The following is a 1,555-nucleotide window of genomic DNA, read 5'->3' as shown; positions in this document are numbered from 1 at the left end:
GCAACGACATATAAAGGAATATGGTGTGCCGCCAGACGGGTATGCAGCTCTTGCGCGGCTTGATAGTGGAACAGGCTTTGACGCGGATTGTGGTTTTCAGACGGCCTTTGGCTGACCCAGACGCAGGCGATGGGCAAACCGCTTGCAACGGCGGCATTAAGCGCGGCATTGTCGTGCAGGCGGAGGTTGCGGCGGAACCAGACAAGGACGTGGGCAGATTTCATGAGCATGTTCCGACGGAAAAGGGGAAAACCATTTTATCAGAATCGGCCTCCTGTATCAGGCCGTCTGAAAAATCTTTTGGTTTGATTTCGCTATATAATTTTGGTTTTAGCAACGAGGCGGCAACCATGACCGAGCAAACCGTTTTGGCACTCATTACCTGCCAAACTTATCCCGAACCATCGGACAACCTGAAAACATTGGCGGCATGCTTGGAAAGCATGGGCGTGAAAACCGTATTTGATGCGTGGCAAAACCATCCGTCCGCGCCGTTTTTACTGCCTTTGTGTGCATGGGATTATGCCGCCGAACCCGAAGCCTTCCGCCAATGGCTGGAACAAGCCGAGCGGGCGGGGCAGCGTTTTATCAATCCGCCCGAGCTGATGGCTTGGAATATGGAAAAGACTTATTTGTGTGATTTAGCAGAACGCGGCGCGCAAGTGATTCCCAGCGTGTTCGTTCCGCCGCAAAAAGCTGAATTGTCCGACATCCTGAACCAACAAGGATGGCCGAACGCGGTCATCAAGCCTGCATTCGGGCAGAGCGGCAAAGGCGTGGTCAAAGTTTGTGCGGAGGAATTGGACGTGGATATGGTGGATTATCCGCAAGGTATGATTGTTCAACCGTATATCCGCGAAATCGAAACGGTGGGTGAAACCTCGCTGGTGTTTTTCAACGGCATATTCAGCCATGCCGTACGCCGTCAGCCGCCGCAAGGCGAATGGCGCGCCAACTCGGCCTATGGTGTGTCGGTGTTCGGTATTGAGCCACCCGAGTTTGCCATCAGTGCCGCACAAGACGTACTGGCCGCTTTGCCGCAAATGCCGGTTTACGCCCGAGTGGACGGTACATTGGTCGGCGATACCTTCCTGCTCAATGAATTGGAACTCATCGAGCCAGCCCTGTATTTGCACACCAGCGAAGGCGCGACAGAACGCTTTGCCCGACTGTTGGCGCAGTTACTTGGGCAACATTCATCAACCTGAATCAATATAGTTAACAAGCATCAGGCCGTCTGAAAACCATCTTTCAGACGGCCTGAGGCTTTTTTAAAGCAAGATTTGCGTGTTTGTATTTTTCAATAATGTGCCATTTGTCGATTGTGTCATTTTAATTGATGCAGTCTTAATTAATGGTTGATTAACTTTCATTTGGCATTTTATCTCGGCCGCAGCCTTTATTTTTAGCGGATTGTAAACAATCTGACCGGTCTAAATAGATATCTTTTTAGGGTAAAACCTCAAAAATCTTTTTAAAAAGAAAGATATTGTCTTATTGAATATTCTGTGCTGAAATTACATGACACTACAAAAAGTAGTGCATAAAAAAATAA

2 protein-coding genes are annotated in these 1,555 nt (G+C 49.0%); one reads left to right on the top strand and one right to left on the bottom strand.

Annotation, left to right across the window (positions count from 1 at the left end):
- On the bottom strand, nucleotides 1-224 hold a 224-nt coding region (locus ACTHUE_RS18525), incomplete at its 3' end, for a deoxyribodipyrimidine photo-lyase (protein ID WP_440424140.1).
- Between the two features lie 126 nt (nucleotides 225-350).
- Between ACTHUE_RS18525 and ACTHUE_RS18520 the strand changes: the two genes are divergently transcribed.
- Nucleotides 351-1,208 (top strand): ATP-grasp domain-containing protein, encoded by an 858-nt coding sequence (locus ACTHUE_RS18520; RefSeq protein WP_107792386.1) that lies wholly within the window; start codon nucleotides 351-353, stop codon nucleotides 1,206-1,208.
- Nucleotides 1,209-1,555: the final 347 nt, after the last annotated feature.

The organism is Neisseria sp. P0021.S005 (genome assembly GCF_051956955.1).
The sequence above is the reverse complement of the archived record's forward strand: the minus strand, read 5'-3'. Positions and strand labels throughout refer to the sequence as shown.

Excerpts from the sequence above, each read along its gene's own strand:
- ACTHUE_RS18520 (WP_107792386.1), top strand. The coding sequence starts at position 351 with ATGACCGAGCAAACCGTTTTGGCACTCATTACCTGCCAAACTTATCCC.